General features: G+C 60.4%; 20 protein-coding genes. 12 read left to right on the top strand and 8 right to left on the bottom strand.

Annotated features, from left to right (window positions below; genetic code table 11):
• Window positions 1-31: 31 nt before the first annotated feature.
• Window positions 32-718: an LrgB family protein gene (locus QR290_RS05875; RefSeq protein WP_007957226.1), complete on the bottom strand. Its 687-nt coding sequence runs from the start codon at window positions 716-718 to the stop codon at window positions 32-34.
• Entirely contained in the window at window positions 708-1094 is a 387-nt protein-coding gene (locus QR290_RS05870; RefSeq protein WP_289204527.1) for a CidA/LrgA family protein, read from the bottom strand. The genes QR290_RS05875 and QR290_RS05870 overlap by 11 nt, the downstream gene beginning before the upstream one ends.
• A 95-nt stretch (window positions 1095-1189) precedes the next feature.
• Between QR290_RS05870 and QR290_RS05865 the strand changes: the two genes are divergently transcribed.
• A complete protein-coding gene (locus QR290_RS05865) occupies window positions 1190-2077 on the top strand; it encodes a LysR family transcriptional regulator (protein WP_115076580.1) in 888 nt (295 codons plus the stop codon).
• Here the strand turns inward: QR290_RS05865 and QR290_RS05860 are convergent.
• Window positions 2067-2522 (bottom strand): flavodoxin, encoded by a 456-nt coding sequence (locus QR290_RS05860; RefSeq protein ID WP_115076579.1) that lies wholly within the window; start codon window positions 2520-2522, stop codon window positions 2067-2069. The genes QR290_RS05865 and QR290_RS05860 overlap by 11 nt on opposite strands.
• A gap of 153 nt (window positions 2523-2675) precedes the next feature.
• Here QR290_RS05860 and QR290_RS05855 point away from each other — a divergent pair, with 153 nt between their 5' ends.
• Together QR290_RS05855 and QR290_RS05850 are read left to right on the top strand one after the other, a co-directional pair.
• The gene (locus QR290_RS05855; protein ID WP_115076578.1) at window positions 2676-3152 is read left to right on the top strand and encodes a PAS domain-containing protein; all 477 of its coding nucleotides are present in this window, start codon (window positions 2676-2678) and stop codon (window positions 3150-3152) included.
• Between the two features lie 54 nt (window positions 3153-3206).
• On the top strand, window positions 3207-3812 hold the full coding sequence (locus tag QR290_RS05850) for a hypothetical protein (protein ID WP_289204526.1): 606 nt from the start codon (window positions 3207-3209) through the stop codon (window positions 3810-3812).
• Window positions 3813-3815: 3 nt separating this feature from the next.
• Here the strand turns inward: QR290_RS05850 and QR290_RS05845 are convergent, their stop codons facing one another.
• Complete coding sequence (locus QR290_RS05845; RefSeq protein ID WP_289204525.1) at window positions 3816-4775, bottom strand: MerR family transcriptional regulator; 960 nt, start codon at window positions 4773-4775, stop codon at window positions 3816-3818.
• A 222-nt stretch (window positions 4776-4997) separates the two neighbouring features.
• Here QR290_RS05845 and QR290_RS05840 point away from each other — a divergent pair, with 222 nt between their 5' ends.
• From QR290_RS05840 to QR290_RS05815, 6 genes are all read left to right on the top strand, one after another.
• On the top strand, window positions 4998-5567 hold the full coding sequence (locus tag QR290_RS05840) for an antibiotic biosynthesis monooxygenase (protein WP_289204524.1): 570 nt from the start codon (window positions 4998-5000) through the stop codon (window positions 5565-5567).
• Window positions 5568-5623: 56 nt separating this feature from the next.
• On the top strand, window positions 5624-6334 hold the full coding sequence (gene folM, locus QR290_RS05835; protein ID WP_115076575.1) for a dihydromonapterin reductase: 711 nt from the start codon (window positions 5624-5626) through the stop codon (window positions 6332-6334).
• Window positions 6335-6356: 22 nt separating this feature from the next.
• Window positions 6357-6917, top strand: a complete 561-nt coding sequence (gene folE, locus QR290_RS05830; protein ID WP_115076574.1) for a GTP cyclohydrolase I FolE — start codon at window positions 6357-6359, stop codon at window positions 6915-6917.
• Window positions 6918-7289 (top strand): dihydroneopterin triphosphate 2'-epimerase, encoded by a 372-nt coding sequence (gene folX, locus QR290_RS05825; RefSeq protein WP_007957207.1) that lies wholly within the window; start codon window positions 6918-6920, stop codon window positions 7287-7289.
• A 68-nt stretch (window positions 7290-7357) separates the two neighbouring features.
• Window positions 7358-7654: a DUF1244 domain-containing protein gene (locus QR290_RS05820; protein WP_085608092.1), complete on the top strand. Its 297-nt coding sequence runs from the start codon at window positions 7358-7360 to the stop codon at window positions 7652-7654.
• The gene (locus tag QR290_RS05815; protein WP_289204523.1) at window positions 7647-7985 is read left to right on the top strand and encodes a HopJ type III effector protein; all 339 of its coding nucleotides are present in this window, start codon (window positions 7647-7649) and stop codon (window positions 7983-7985) included. Before QR290_RS05820 ends, QR290_RS05815 begins: the two co-directional genes overlap by 8 nt.
• A gap of 64 nt (window positions 7986-8049) precedes the next feature.
• On the opposite strand, the gene trxB is transcribed toward QR290_RS05815, so the two are convergent.
• Window positions 8050-9012, bottom strand: a complete 963-nt coding sequence (gene trxB / locus QR290_RS05810; protein WP_007957204.1) for a thioredoxin-disulfide reductase — start codon at window positions 9010-9012, stop codon at window positions 8050-8052.
• A gap of 310 nt (window positions 9013-9322) precedes the next feature.
• On the opposite strand from trxB, the gene cysZ reads away from it, so the two are divergent.
• Together cysZ and QR290_RS05800 are read left to right on the top strand one after the other, a co-directional pair.
• The gene (gene cysZ, locus QR290_RS05805) at window positions 9323-10075 is read left to right on the top strand and encodes a sulfate transporter CysZ (RefSeq protein WP_115076572.1); all 753 of its coding nucleotides are present in this window, start codon (window positions 9323-9325) and stop codon (window positions 10073-10075) included.
• A gap of 42 nt (window positions 10076-10117) precedes the next feature.
• Window positions 10118-11338 (top strand): glycosyltransferase family 4 protein, encoded by a 1221-nt coding sequence (locus QR290_RS05800; RefSeq protein ID WP_289204522.1) that lies wholly within the window; start codon window positions 10118-10120, stop codon window positions 11336-11338.
• Here the strand turns inward: QR290_RS05800 and QR290_RS05795 are convergent.
• The 3 genes from QR290_RS05795 to QR290_RS05785 all read right to left on the bottom strand — a co-directional run bounded on the left by QR290_RS05795 (window position 11307) and on the right by QR290_RS05785 (window position 13658).
• The gene (locus QR290_RS05795) at window positions 11307-12410 is read right to left on the bottom strand and encodes an NADH:flavin oxidoreductase (protein ID WP_115076570.1); all 1104 of its coding nucleotides are present in this window, start codon (window positions 12408-12410) and stop codon (window positions 11307-11309) included. The genes QR290_RS05800 and QR290_RS05795 overlap by 32 nt on opposite strands.
• Window positions 12411-12567: 157 nt before the next feature.
• Entirely contained in the window at window positions 12568-13050 is a 483-nt protein-coding gene (locus QR290_RS05790; RefSeq protein ID WP_007959082.1) for a glutathione peroxidase, read from the bottom strand.
• Window positions 13051-13172: 122 nt separating this feature from the next.
• Window positions 13173-13658: an FKBP-type peptidyl-prolyl cis-trans isomerase gene (locus QR290_RS05785; RefSeq protein ID WP_085698479.1), complete on the bottom strand. Its 486-nt coding sequence runs from the start codon at window positions 13656-13658 to the stop codon at window positions 13173-13175.
• Here QR290_RS05785 and QR290_RS05780 point away from each other — a divergent pair.
• On the top strand, window positions 13627-13965 hold the full coding sequence (locus QR290_RS05780; protein WP_230735472.1) for a DUF3565 domain-containing protein: 339 nt from the start codon (window positions 13627-13629) through the stop codon (window positions 13963-13965). The two genes, QR290_RS05785 and QR290_RS05780, sit on opposite strands and share 32 nt — an antisense overlap.
• Window positions 13966-14020 lie beyond the last annotated feature (55 nt).

The following is a 14020-nucleotide window of genomic DNA, read 5'->3' as shown; positions in this document are numbered from 1 at the left end:
GAGTCAGCGACGCAAACAGCTTGGATCCATGTCAAAGCAACGACGCCAACAAAGGTGCGGCGAACAGATTGAGCAGCCCGGTGAGCACCATCACCAGCCCCGCGACCGAGCCTTCTTCGCCACCCACTTCATGGGCCCGGCTGACCCCGGCGCCGTGCGCACCGACGCCGAACAATGCACCGCGCGCCAGGGCGCTGCGCAACGGCAGCCACTTGAGCAGCACACCGCCGAGCATCGCGCCGAACACACCGGTGAACATCACGAACACCGCTGTCAGTTCCGGCACGCCACCGAGGTCCTGGGCCAGCGGCATGGCAAACGGTGTGGTGATGGAGCGCGGCACCAGCGACAGCGTCACCGAACTGTCCAGCGCCAGTGCTTTTGCAAGACCAAACGAAGTGGCAATCGACGCCGCACTGCCGGCCAGCATGCCCAGCAGCAATGCCGACCAATGCCGCACCAGCAACCGTCGCTGCTGCCAGATCGGCACCGCAAACGCCACGGTGACCGGACCGAGCACCAGCATCAGCCAATGGGTGTTGCTCGAGTATTCGGCGTAAGCGGTGTGCAGCGGCACCGCGAGGGCCAGCAACAAGGCGGGAACCAGAATCAGTGGCGAAAGCACGTAGCGCCCGGTCCGGCGATACAGCCAGCGACTGAACAGATAAGCCAGCAACGTGAACGCCAGCCAGAACATCGGCATCAGTTCAAGCTTCATGGGACCGCCTCAGGCGCACGGCCAGTTCCACAGTGAACGCGGTCACCAGCATCACCATCAGCGTACTGGCCGCGATCACCAACAAGATCCGCCAGCCGTCATCGCGCAGCAACGCGCCGTAATCCAGCAGACTCATCAGCGCCGGAATGAAGAACAGCAGCATCTCGGCCATCAGCAATCCCGCGCCCATTTGCAGCGCCGCCGGCTTGATCCAGCCGAACGCGAAGCCCAGCAGCAACAGCACCATGCCGATCACGCCGCCGGGAATCGGCCAGGCCAACCACGCTGCGATCTGACAGCCGAGCAGATAGAGACCGAGCAGCACGGCCAGTTCGGCCAGCAGGCGGGAGAAGTATTTAACGGTCGAGGCTTTCATCGGGGGGCTCCTTTCAGGTGCCTATTTTACGAACCCGACTGCCATCTCCGAAGCGAATTGTTAGACTCAAAGCCATTCCAATCTGGAATCAGGCCATGGAATTCAAACAGCTCAAAAGCTTTGTCGAAGTCATGCATCAGGGCGGCTTCACCCAAGCCGCGAAAACCCTGCACATCAGTCAGTCCGCCGTGAGCAAGCAGATCGCCCAGCTCGAACAGAGCCTCGGCACTCCGCTGCTCGAACGGCTGGGCTCGCAAATACGCCTGACCGCCGCCGGCAGCGTGGTGCTGCAACGAGCCGAAGGCATGCTGCGCTTGCGCAATGAATTGCTTAGCGAGCTGGATGATCTCAGCCATCTGGCGCGCGGCGAGTTGCGTCTTGGGCTGCCTTTGCTGGGCAGCGATGCATTGTTTGCCGGGCTGTTCGCCGAATACCGACGGCGATATCCAAACATCAGCGTTCAACTGATCGAGGGCGGCAGTCGCAACATCGAACAGGCGGTGCTCAGCGGGGAGCTGGAGTTGGGCGGCAGCCTGCTGCCGAAAGATCCGCAGTTCGACTTTCAGCCGTTCTGTGATGAGCCGCTCGACGCGCTGCTACCGGTGGATCACCCACTTGCGGCAAAAGGTGAAATCGGTCTGGAGGAATTGGCCGATACGCCGTTCCTGTTGTATCAGCGCAGTTTCGTGCTCAACGATCGTTTGCTTCAGGCATGCCAGCAGATGGGCTTCACCCCGAAAGAAGGCGGGCGTAGCGGGCAGGCGGACTTTCTCGCGGCGCTGGTCGCCGCCGGGCAAGGCGTGGTGTTGCTGCCCAGCGTAGTGGCGCGCGGACTGGTGCGGCCAGGCGTGGTGCGCCTGACCTTGAACGCGCCGGATTACTTGCGCTGGGACATCGCTTTCATCTGGCGCCGGGGTGCCTATCTGTCAAAGGCTGCGCAAGCCTGGCTGGCGCTGCTGCGTGAACGTCGGATCAGCCCTTGAGCGTCGCGATCAACTGCTCCAGCCAAGGTTCGGCATCGGTTTCAGGAGTGACGCTTTCGCTGGCGTCGATGCGCAGCATGTCCTGCACTTCGCGCACGCCCAGTTCGCCGAACAGCTCTCGCAGTTGCTCGCCGCCGCCGCAGAACGTGTCGCCATAACTGGCATCGCCCAAGGCGATCACGGCACCCGGCAAGCCACGCCAGGCCGCCGGCAATTGGTCGCGAATGGCCGAGTACAAAGGTTGCAGGTTGTCCGGCAGCTCGCCCATGCCGGTAGTCGAAGTTACGCCGAGCAAGACTTCAGGGCCGAAGGTCTGGAGATCGGCGAGGCTGGCGCGCGAGTTGTAAAAGGTTTCAAAACCGGCGGCGTTCAACAGGCTCTGAGCGTGGCGAGCGACTTCTTCGGCCGTGCCGTACACAGAGCCGGAGAGGATGGCGACTTTCATCAATCTGATCCTGAAACTGAAAAAAAGAGCGGCGATAGTAACAGCCAGCGGCGCCCTGTTGCGATTGGCTCTCGATAAGCGCTGATGGCCAGTAGACAGCGCCAGTCGATCTTCTAGAATGCCTGCCACCGAAATCCTTGTAAGGCTTCATAGATGATCAATGCCAGTCTGCTGCAAATGGTGATCAACGCGTCGAACGAAGGGATTGTGGTGGCAGAAAAGGAAGGCGATGAGGACAACATCCTGATCTACGTGAATCCGGCTTTCGAAAAGATGACCGGCTACACCAGTGAAGAAATTCTTTATCAGGACTGTCGCTTCCTGCAGGCCGGGGATCGCGACCAGGCCAGCTTGGGGGTAATTCGCGACGTATTGCGAGACGGCGGCTCATGCCGGGAGATCCTGCGTAACTACCGCAAGGACGGCACGCCGTTCTGGAACGAACTGTCGCTGTCGACGGTAAAAAATGCCGACGACGGACTGACCTATTTCGTCGGCGTGCAAAAAGACGTCACGGTTCAGGTCAAGGCCCAGCAGCGGGTTATGCAACTGGAAGACCGGGTCGCGGCCCTGGAAGCCGAACTCGCCGAACTGAAAGCGACGAACGGCGCAAACAAAACAGCGAACTAATTGTCATTAACTACAATCACCAATGACTTTGTAATTATTCATTTCGAGTTAGCCATGCAGCGTGACGCCCTCCTGACCCAGGATGAGCTGGATTTCATCCAGACCATGCAACATAACCCGCAACTCAATGTGCGGGATGCGACGTCGAGCCTGCTGGTCAATGGTGGTTCGCAGATCCGTGACCTGCTCACGCGCCTGGCGGCCCATGAGCAAGTCACCATCCAGGCCAACTTCGAAAATCAGCAGATGACTTTCCCGTTGCATCTGGTGGAAGACGAATTCCACGCCCTGCACCTGCGCCTGGGTGTACCGAGCATCTATGAAGACGGGCCGATGGTGCGTCCATGGCGCCTGGCCCTGGAGGAGCCGGTGGCACTGGAAAACGCCAAGGGCCAGCCAGGTACGATGTGGGTGCATGAGGTTTCGCACAAGGGTGTGCTGCTGGAAGTGCGCAACAAGACCAAACCGCCGAAGCACTTTGCCTTGTGGTTCAGCCCGTCGGGCTACGAGCGGATTTCCCTGCGCGGGACATTCGAGCGGGAAACCGAAAGCGGATTTTATGCTTACGAGCTAAGTCAGAGCGATGCCGACGAAACCGAGCGTCTGCGCCAGTTCATCCTGCAACAGCATCGTCTGACCCACCCTGCCCTGCACACCTGAGTCTCAGGTATCAAGCGTCCCCGCCAGGAACTGATTCATGCGTTGACGCAGGGTCGATCCTTCATTGCCCAGACAGCCAACCGATGATCCGGCGAGGCTGTCCTGCGCCAGATCGGCAGCATCGCCTGCCAGCATCAACTGACAATCCAGACTCAAGGCCAGACGGTTCAGACGTCGTGGCAGCTCTGCGGTCGGTGCGTGATTGGAAAACAGCACCAGCGCCTGAGGCCTGGTCTTTTCGCACACCAGCGTCAGTTCATCGAACGGCTGGCCGGTGGTGAGTACACGAACGCCTGCGTCATTGCCGCTGAGAAACAGCGCCGCCACCAGCAATTCCAGCTCACGGCATTGACCGGCCAGTGCGCTGACAATCACCTTGCGCGGTTGCGAGCCGCGCAGCACAACGATGCGCTGCAGCACCTTCGCTCGCAGAAAACCATCGAAGAACAGCCACTCGCTGGTTTGTCCGAAAGCGTCCTGACGCTGCAGCATTTGCAGCCACAACGGCATCAGAATGTCCTGAAACACTACAGGCAGTGCATAGGACGAGAAAATCTGGCCGTAGACCCGGTCGAGCAACTGATCGTCGAACGAGCTGACGGCCTGCCTGACCTGCTCCTGCCAATTGAAATAGTCAGCCTGCATCAGATCATCTGAAATGAAGGGAGCCAGCACTTTCATCGGCTCGGTCTTGGCCAGGATCTTGCCAATCTTGCTCACCGCCACCCCGCGATCAATCCAGTCGACGATGCTGCGAACGCGCTCGATATCGGTCATCGAATACAAACGATGCCCACTTTCGGTGCGTGTCGGCTGGATCAAACCGTAGCGACGCTCCCAGGCGCGCAGCGTAACCGGGTTCACGCCGGTCAGACGCGCCACTTCGCGGATAGGGAAAAGCTCCTCGCGCTCCAGCGCAACGGATGCCGGGGAAGCAGGACGAACGTCAGTCATGACAGGCATTGGCGCGGGTACGTCCTTGTTGGCGTGTGTGAGCGTAGCTGGATCCCATTCTACTCCGGATGCCATCGAGCGGTTCAAGCGATGAAATGGGACGAAAGTCTCTGGTTTGTCACGCAAATGAGGAATAATCCTTGCTTGTCGAAAAACGCAGCCCTCTACCCCGGCGCTGCGTCAGGCGAGACTCCTACCCGGAGCGACGCAAATGCAATACGGAGATACACAATGTCTACTTCCCCCGTCACGCTGATGGTCGCGCGTCGTGTCGCCAATGGTCGTTATCAGGATCTGATTGCCTGGTTGCGAGAAGGCGAACAACTGGCCACCGACTTCCCCGGTTACCTCGGCTCCGGCGTACTGGCCCCGCCTCCCGGCGACGATGAATTCCAGATCATTTTCCGCTTCGTCGACGAACAGACCCTGCACGCCTGGGAGCACTCGGCATCGCGCACTGCATGGCTGGCTCGTGGCAGCGATCTGTTTGCTCACCCGACGGAACATCGGGTCAGCGGCATTGAAGGCTGGTTCGGTGCAACCGGTCATCGCCCCCCGCGCTGGAAACAGGCCGTGGCAATCTGGCTGGCGTTCTTCCCGGTGTCGCTGCTGTTCAACTTCGTGCTGGGTCCGCTGCTCGCTGAAATGAGCCTGTTGCCGAGGGTCTTCATCAGCACGCTGTGCCTGACCCCATTGATGGTCTACTTCTTCATTCCGCTGTCGACCCGGCTGCTGGCCGGCTGGCTCAACCCGGCGCCTGCACGCCCGCTACCTGCGACACCCTCCACGCAAAATCGCTGAAGCCGTCGCTCGCGTCGCTGTTATAGTTTTTGCTCTGACTTCGACGCGAGCCGTACATGACTTCTCCCACAGCTCCCATCCTCATCACCGGCGCCGGCCAGCGGGTCGGCCTGCATTGTGCGCAGCGTCTGCTGGAAGACGGCCATCGTGTGATCTTCACCTACCGCAGCGAACGACCGGGGGTGAAGGCATTGCGGGATCTGGGCGCCCTCGGGCTGCACGCGGACTTTTCCAGCGAAGCCTCGATCCTCGCGTTCATCACCGAACTGAAGACCCACACCGACAGCCTGCGCGCCATCGTGCACAACGCCTCGGAGTGGCTGGCGGAAACCGGTGACGGCGAAGCCGAAGCCTTCAGCCGCATGTTCAACATTCACATGCTGGCGCCGTACCTGATCAACCTGCATTGCGCCCAATTGCTGCAACGTTCGAGTCCTGCCGACATCATCCACATCAGCGACGACGTCACGCGCAAGGGCAGCAGCAAACACATCGGCTATTGCGCCAGCAAGGCCGGGCTCGACAGTCTCACGCTGTCCTTCGCCGCGCGCTACGCGCCCTCAATCAAGGTCAACGGCATCGCGCCAGCCCTGCTATTGTTCAAGCCCGACGACGATGCGGCGTACCGCACCAAGGCGCTGGCCAAGTCCGCGCTGGGCATCGAACCCGGCAGCGAAGTGATTTATCAGAGCCTGCGCTATCTGCTCGACAACCCTTACGTCACCGGCACGACCCTGACCGTCAACGGCGGGCGGCACGTCAAGTAATACGCCCCCGCGAGGATGCCCCATGACCCGTTCCCTGCCCGAGAATTACCGCGAGATCCTGATCGGTCTCGGTGAAAACCCTGACCGCGAAGGACTGCTCGACACACCCGCGCGGGCGGCCAAGGCCATGCAGTATCTGTGTCACGGCTACGAACAGAGCGTCGACGAGATCGTCAATGGCGCGCTGTTTGCCTCCGACACCGACGAGATGATCATCGTCGCCGACATCGAGCTCTATTCGTTGTGCGAACATCACCTGCTGCCCTTCATCGGCAAGGCCCATGTGGCTTATATTCCGACGGGCAAGGTGCTTGGGTTGTCGAAGATCGCGCGACTGGTGGACATGTTCGCCCGTCGCCTGCAGATCCAGGAAAACCTCACCCGCCAGATCGCCGAGGCGGTCCAGCAAGTCACCGATGCCGCCGGTGTTGCGGTGGTCATCGAAGCCCGGCACATGTGCATGATGATGCGCGGTGTCGAGAAACAGAATTCGACCATGAACACCTCGGTCATGCTCGGCGCCTTCCGCGAGTCGAGCAACACCCGTCAGGAGTTCCTGCAATTGATTGGACGGAGCAAGTAAATGCCACAACTTCAACCGGGAATGGCGCGCATCCGGGTCAAGGATCTGCGCCTGCGCACCTTTATCGGGATCAACGAGGACGAAATCCTCAACAAGCAGGATGTGCTGATCAACCTGACCATCCTGTACGCCGCGCAGGAAGCGGTACGTGACAACGACATCGACCACGCGCTGAACTACCGCACCATCACCAAGGCGATCATCGCCCACGTGGAAGGCAACCGTTTCGCGCTGCTCGAACGCCTGACCCAGGAGCTGCTGGATCTGGTGATGGCCAACGAATCAGTGCTGTACGCCGAAGTCGAAGTCGACAAGCCGCATGCCTTGCGTTTTGCCGAATCTGTGTCGATCACCCTCGCCGCCAGCCGCTGAACGTGTCTGGCGCTCCGGGCGTCAGACTTTTATCATCCGCGCCACGATTTGACTGCACAGAGCCCATCATGACCGAGCAACAACGCCTCGAACTCGAAGCCGCCGCCTTCCGCCGGCTGGTCGCCCACCTGGACAGCCGCAAGGACGTGCAGAACATCGACCTGATGAACCTCGCCGGGTTCTGCCGCAATTGCCTGTCGAAGTGGTACAAGGCCGAGGCCGACGAGCGCCAGATCGAGGTCAGCCTCGACGATGCCCGTGAAGTGGTTTACGGCATGCCGTACGCCGACTGGAAAGCCCAATATCAGCAAGAAGCCAGCGCCGAACAACAAGCGGCGTTCGCCAAAGGAAAACCCAATGAGTGATCTGAACACCCTGCGCGCCAGCCTCAAGAGCGGCGAACACGTTTTTGCCGACACCCTGGCCTTCATCGCCGCCGGTTACGACTACCAACCTCAGGCGTTCAACAATGGTGGCGTGGAAAACGCAGCCGGGCAGAACGAAGGCTCGTGCAAAACCCTGGGTCTGGCCCTGCTGGAAGACTTGAGCGATGAAGAAGCGTTGCTGGCGTTCGGCGAACACTACCGCTCGGTTGTGGCAACGCCTGAAGGCAGCGATCACGGCAATATCCGTGCGCTGATCCAGCACGGTCTGGCGGGCGTGAAATTCGTAGCGCAACCGCTGACCCGCCGCTGATTCCGAGCGAATCGCGAGCACAAAAAAACCGGCCAATTGGCCGGTTTTTTTTGTGCCTGCAATCTTAGAACGAAACGTTCTGCAGATCGTCCAGGTAACGCTCGGTGTCCAGTGCCGCCATGCAGCCGGCGCCAGCCGAGGTGATGGCCTGACGGTAAACGTGATCGGCCACGTCGCCGGCAGCGAAGATACCTTCGACGCTGGTCGCGGTGGCGTTGCCTTCACGGCCGCCCTGAACCACGAGGTAGCCGTCCTTCAGCTCCAGCTGACCTTCGAACAGCGAGGTGTTCGGGGTGTGGCCGATCGCGATGAACACGCCGTCGACCTTGATTTCGTCGAAGCTGCCGTCGTTGTTCTTCAGACGCGCACCGGTCACGCCCATGTTGTCGCCCAGCACTTCGTCCAGGGTCGCGTTCAGTTTCAGCTCGATCTTGCCTTCGGCCACACGGGCGTTGAGCTTGTCGATCAGGATCTTCTCGGCGCGGAAGGTTTCGCGACGGTGGATCAGGGTGACCTTGCTGGCGATGTTGGCCAGGTACAGGGCTTCTTCGACCGCGGTGTTCCCGCCACCGACCACGGCTACCGGCTTGTTGCGATAGAAGAAACCGTCGCAGGTCGCGCAGGCCGAAACGCCTTTGCCCATGAACGCTTCTTCCGACGGCAGGCCCAGGTAACGAGCGCTGGCGCCGGTGGCGATGATCAGCGCGTCGCAGGTGTAGGTGCCGCTGTCGCCGGTCAGGCTGTACGGTTTGGAAGCGAAGTCCACGGCGTTGATGTGATCGAAGACGATCTCGGTTTCAAAACGCTCGGCGTGCTCACGCATGCGCTCCATCAGCACCGGGCCGGTCAGACCATGGACGTCGCCCGGCCAGTTGTCGACTTCGGTGGTGGTGGTCAGTTGACCGCCGGCCTGCATGCCGGTGATCAGCAGCGGCTTGAGGTTGGCACGGGCAGCGTAGACGGCAGCGCTGTAACCGGCAGGGCCGGAACCGAGAATGATCACTCGCGAATGACGGACTTCAGACATGAACCTGCTCCTGTTGACCGGCCAAGACACCTGGCCGGACGCCGGACTGCCGGCGGGAATAAAAAAGGACTGTGGATAACCTTGGGGAAGGCGTGAGCTCGACAGTCCTGTAAAAAGTTGGGTGCAGCGTATCGAGGGGGGCAAGATTAAGGAAATACGGTTTAACAATCCAGCTCATAGGTGGTCTCTATGCCGACACACTGACGAGATGAACGTCTTTGTTACAGTGAATGTCGATCCCGCTGCCGCGCTTTCACAGGTTCTGCAAAGTCGGTAAGGTCGGCGCGTTTTCCCTTGCTCGGAGCAACCTATGCCCGCCCCTGTTCTGTCCGGCCCGCAATACCTGCGCGAAGGCCTCAAACTGGTATTGAGTCCGGGCCTGCGCCTGTTCGTGCTGCTGCCGCTGGCCATCAACCTGGTGCTGTTCGTCGGATTGATCTATCTGGCCGGCCACCAGTTCAGCCTGTGGGTCGACACACTGATGCCGTCGCTGCCCGAATGGCTGAGTTTCCTCAGTTACATCCTGTGGCCGCTGTTCGTGGTGCTGGTGGCGTTAATGGTGTTCTTCACCTTCACGATGCTGGCCAACGTGATCGCCGCGCCGTTCAACGGCTTCCTCGCGGAAAAGGTTGAAGTGGTGGTGCGCGGCACCGACGACTTCCCGGCCTTCAGCTGGGGCGAACTGATCGCCATGATCCCGCGCACCTTCGCCCGGGAAATGCGCAAGCTCGGTTACTTTCTGCCCCGGGCCATCGGCCTGTTTATTCTTTCGTTCATCCCGGTGGTGAACATCGTCGCCGCGCCGCTGTGGCTGCTGTTCGGGGTGTGGATGATGGCGATCCAGTACATCGACTACCCGGCGGACAACCACAAACTGGGCTGGAACGAGATGCTCGCGTGGCTGCGGCAGAAGCGCTGGCAGAGCATGAGCTTTGGCGGGATCGTCTATCTGGTGTTGCTCATTCCGGTGGTCAACATCCTGATGATGCCGGCCGCCGTGGCCGGGGCTACGTTGTTCTGGGTGCGTGAGCGCGGGGCCGAAAATCTGGTGACGCAACGCTGAGACCGCGTCACAAATCCATCATCCGAACGTCACAACCACGACATGGCCTCAGCCGACACTGAGGTCATGACGACAGCTCTACATATCACCCTCATCAGCGAAACCTTCCCACCGGAAATCAACGGCGTGGCCAATACCCTTGGCCGCTTGTGCGACGGTTTGCGCGCACGCGGGCATCGGGTGGAACTGGTGCGACCGCGTCAGGCTGACGATCCGCAGCGCAGTGAAGACGACTCGCTGCTGTTGTGCCGAGGCTGGCCGTTGCCGGGGTATCCGGGGTTGCAATGGGGTCAGTCGTCGATGCACAAACTGCTGCGACGCTGGACGCGCCAGCGCCCGGACGTGCTCTATATCGCCACCGAAGGCCCGCTCGGGCTGTCGGCGTTGCGCGCGGCACGGCGTCTGGGGATTGCCGTGGTCAGCGGTTTTCACACCAATTTTCAGCAATACACCCACCAGTACGGGCTGGGCTTGCTGACGCGCTTGCTCACTCACTATTTGCGCTGGTTTCACAATCGTTCGGCCATGACCCTGGTGCCGAGCGTCAGCCAGCGACTGGAGCTGGAGCGTCGGCATTTCGAGCGCCTGGCGCTGCTGTCCCGGGGTGTCGACAGTCAGTTGTTTCACCCGGCCAAACGCCTGAATGCCTTGCGTGAGCAATGGGGTCTTGGCGAGCAGGACATTGCTGTCATTCACGTAGGACGCCTGGCGCCGGAGAAAAACCTCAGCTTGCTCAAACGCAGTTTCGAAAAGCTCGCCGGCACTTATCCACAGCGCAATCTGAAGCTGATCGTGGTCGGCGACGGACCGCAACGAATGGCACTGGAAAAGGAACTGCCCGAGGCGATTTTCTGTGGATCGCAACGGGGCGAAGCGCTGGCGGCGCACTATGCGTCGGGGGATGTGTTTCTGTTTCCGAGCCTGACCGAAACCTTCGGCAACGTCGTGCTGGAAGCGCTGGCCTCAGGCCTGGGGGTGGTGGCTTACGATCAGGCGGCCGCGGCCCAGCATATTCGCCATGGCTACAACGGCGTGCTGGCGATGCCCGGGGATGAAGAGGCGTTCTGCGAGGCGGCCGCGTGGCTGCTGGAAGAAGACGAAAGGTTGCGCTGCGTACGCCTGAACGCACGCCAACACGCCAGCCGCCAAGGATGGGCGGCCATCGTCGAACAGTTTGAAAATCATTTGCTGGGGGCTTGCCGCGACCTGCGCGACAAGCCGCCCACGTCGATCAAACCAGCGTCATCAACGCCTCACGGCTGAACGGCAGAATGTCCTGCTCGCGGCCTTCGCGCACTTTCTGCGCCCAGTCCGGATCGACCAGCAGCGCACGCCCCACCGCCACCAGATCGAACTCGTCGTTGTTCAGACGCTCCAGCAGTTTTTCCAGACTGGCCGGTTGCGCGACCTTGTCGGTGTTGACCATGAACTGCAGGAACTCACCATCGAGGCCGACGCTGCCGACGGTGATGGTTGGTTTGCCGGTCAGCTTGCGTGTCCAGCCGGCCAGGTTCAGGTCGGAACCGTCGAATTCCGGCTCCCAGAAACGACGCGTCGAGCAGTGGAAAATGTCCACGCCAGCGTCGGCCAATGGCTTGAGGAATTCGCCCAGTGCTTCAGAGGTTTGCACCAGACGCGCGGTGTAGTCCTGCTGTTTCCACTGCGAGAAACGGAAGATGATGGGGAAGCCTTCGCCCACCGCCGCACGCACAGCCTGAATCAGCTCGATGGCGAAACGCGAACGGTTGGCCAGGCTGCCACCGTATTCGTCGGTGCGCTGGTTGCTGCCTTCCCAGAAGAACTGGTCGATCAGGTAACCGTGGGCGCCGTGGATTTCCACGCCGTCCATGCCGATGCTTTGGGCATCTTTCGCCGCTTGGGCGAAGGCTGCAATGACGTCCTGGATATCCTGCTTGGTCATGCCGTGCACCACGACCTGACCGTCCTTGAGTTTTTCCGACGGGCCGTAACCCGGCACGCTCGCGTCCGGCTCGGTACCCAAACGGCGCACGTTGCCGACGTGCCACAGTTGCGGAACGATCTTGCCGCCTTCGGCGTGTACCGCATCCACGACTTTCTTCCAGCCGGCCAACGCCGCTTCACCGTAGAAGTGCGGCACGTTCGGGTAACCGTTGGAAGCCTGATGACCGACGGTGGTGCCTTCGGTGATGATCAGGCCGACACCGGCCGCCGCGCGACGACGGTAGTATTCGATCACTTTGGAATTGGGCACGCCGCCCGGAGAGAACGAACGGGTCATCGGCGCCATGACTACGCGGGTCGGCAGTTCGAGGGCACCGAGCTGGAACGGTTTGAACAGGGCTTGCACGGGCATGGGAGGCTCCACGAAAAATTGATCGACGGGCATGCGATTCATATGACGGCGATAATATGCGGAGTTTCAAACGGCCGATAGCACTATTGATCTGAATGATTAAGGGTCAAAAGGCAGGCGAAAAAAATCGCAGCTCAAGGGCTGCGATTTTTGTGTTTCAGCTCAGGGCTTTTTCAATCGCCGTAATCACCGAAGGATCATCCGGCGCCGTGCGCGGCGAGAAACGCGCCAATACACGACCGTCCTTGCCGAGCAGGAATTTCTCGAAATTCCAGGTGATATCACCGGGAAACTCCGCGCCCTCGCCCGCCAGCAGACGGTACAGCTGATGACGGTCGTGGCCGTTGACTTCGAGCTTTTTCGACAACGGAAAACTCACGCCATAGTTGAGGCTGCAGAATTCCTGGATCTCCTGCTCACTGCCCGGTTCCTGACCGGCAAACTGGTTGCACGGCAGGCCCAGCACACTGAAGCCTTTGCCTTTGTATTGCTGATAAAGGTTTTCCAGCGCCGCGTACTGTGGGGTCAAGCCGCATTTGGAGGCGACGTTGACCACCAGCACGACTTGGCCCTTGAAGGGTGCCAGCGGTAGCTCCTGACCATCCAGGGCTGTCAACTTAAGGTCGTGAAAAGCACTCATGACGAACTCCAGATTCCCGTGTTCTACTCGAAACAGCCACTTGGCGAGGCCACCAAGGACAGCCGCGGACTAAAAAGGCGCCCTCGGGCGCCTCTCCAGTTCTCTGAGCTTAGCGCAGAAAATCAGTGGTGATGGCCACCTTCGCCATGGACGTGACCATGAGCGATTTCTTCCTGGCTGGCGTCACGGATGGCAACGACCTTCACTTTGAAGTTCAGGCGCTGACCGGCCAGCGGGTGGTTGCCGTCAACGGTGACGTCGTCGCCGTCCAGGTCACGAATGGTGACGATCTGCATCTGGCCGTCCGGCGCCGAAGCGTGGAACTGCATGCCGACTTCCAGCTCGTCAACGCCTTCGAACATGCTGCGGCTCAGAGTGCTGACCAGTTCAGCGGCGTATTCGCCGTAGGCATCTTCCGGCTCGACGGACACTTCCAGCTCGTTGCCGACTTCTTTACCTTCCAGGGCTTTTTCCAGGCCCGGGATGATGTTGCCTGCGCCATGCAGGTAGACCAGCGGAGCGCCGCCGGCGGAGCTGTCGATGACCTCACCAGCGTCGTTGGTCAGGGTATAGTCGATGGAGACAGCCTTATTGGCGGCGATCAGCATGGGGCGAGACCTTTTGCATAAGAATGAAGAACGGACAAGTCTAAACAAGGATTTGCCCGAAAGCGAACAGAACCCGGACAGACGGGACGGATTGGCGCCCGTGACCGTCACCGGATTCCATCAGGACGAGGACGGCCACTGGGTCGCCGAGCTGTCCTGCGGCCACACCCAGCACCTGCGCCACCTCCCGCCCTGGCAGTCCCGGGCGTGGGTCCTGGACGCCGCGCAACGTATTGAAAAAATAGGCCAACCCTTTGCTTGCGGTTGGTGCGCTCAAGGCTCGGTTAGCGATAACCTTGGCGACTGAATTTCGGCAGATCGGCACACAGAGACGATCGCCATTGCCATGCACCCTTAGAGAA

Origin of the sequence: Pseudomonas fluorescens (assembly GCF_030344995.1) — a bacterium.
Classification (GTDB): domain Bacteria; phylum Pseudomonadota; class Gammaproteobacteria; order Pseudomonadales; family Pseudomonadaceae; genus Aquipseudomonas; species Aquipseudomonas fluorescens_BF.
This window is presented reverse-complemented; position numbering and strand designations above follow the sequence as displayed.